Genomic DNA, 977 nt, shown 5'->3' on the forward strand with positions numbered 1-977 from the left:
AACTCGATCGCAAGGCGGGTTTTGCCCACGCCACCCGCACCAGTCAGCGTGAGCAGCCGCGATCTCGCCAGCAGCATTCGCGCCTGCGCCAGCTCAGTTTCCCGGCCGACGAAGCTTGTCGCCGGTTGCGGCAACACAGCTCATGGTCGCACGCGACCGACGTCGGTTCCCAGTGAATCCAGACGGTCACAAAGCTGTTCGAGGCGTGTCATTCCGCGGCGAGCCGGACGCCCCTCCTTCCCCTGGGCCCGGCTGCACCGCCTCCCAGAGCCCGGGCTCAGTCTCGCTCCTCCCACGGCGTCCCTGGTGGCTGACCTCGTCGACCGCGGTCGCGCCGCTGCAGTCCCGGCTTTCCGACCCAATGCGGTTCACCCGCCGTCGCTCTCGGCTGACGTCGTGAGTCGCTCGGCACCGACGGCTCACTCCGAGCCGGCGCGCCAGTCCTCTCGCTCGAGACGGGGGGCGCCGCTCGGAGGTCGTCCGCCGGCTGCGCGGGCGAGCACGAGATCGGCGCGGTGTGAGGTCTGCGCCGGCGCGGCCGCTTCCCGGTGCCGGCGCAGACCGAGACCTCACGCGCCGGGTGCGTCGGGCCCGTCGGAGATCTGGCGCAGCGTCGCAACCACCTTGACCTCCGGCCAGTGCTTCGCGTGCAGCTCGGCGAACTCACGCTGGTCGGCGACGGCTTCCTCGAGGGAGCCGTACTGCATGATCGCCCAGCCGCCGACGATCTCCTTGCTCTCGGCGTACGGCCCGTCGACCCGCGTCACCGCGCCGTTGTCGACGACGAAGTTCACGGCGTCCTCCGTGCCGTAGAGGCCCCCGCCGTCGAGGAACACGCCCTTGGCGGCACGCTCGCCGATGTGGACGTCCATCGCGTCGAAGAGCGACTGTGGGGGCGCCCCGATGCCCTCTTCCATCCTCACGAAGCCCATGAAACGCGGCATCTGCATCTCCTTCTGGTTGCTGTTGGTCCTGCC

At 70.0% G+C, this 977-nt stretch carries 1 protein-coding gene; it reads right to left on the reverse strand.

Translation table 11 applies throughout. The features are described from left to right. Nucleotides 1-569 precede the first annotated feature (569 nt). A partial coding sequence (locus tag ABD194_RS21265; protein ID WP_343995255.1) for a YciI family protein occupies nt 570-977 on the reverse strand: 408 nt, incomplete at its 5' end.

The organism is Terrabacter terrae (assembly GCF_039529575.1).
GTDB classification, from domain to species: domain Bacteria; phylum Actinomycetota; class Actinomycetes; order Actinomycetales; family Dermatophilaceae; genus Terrabacter; species Terrabacter terrae.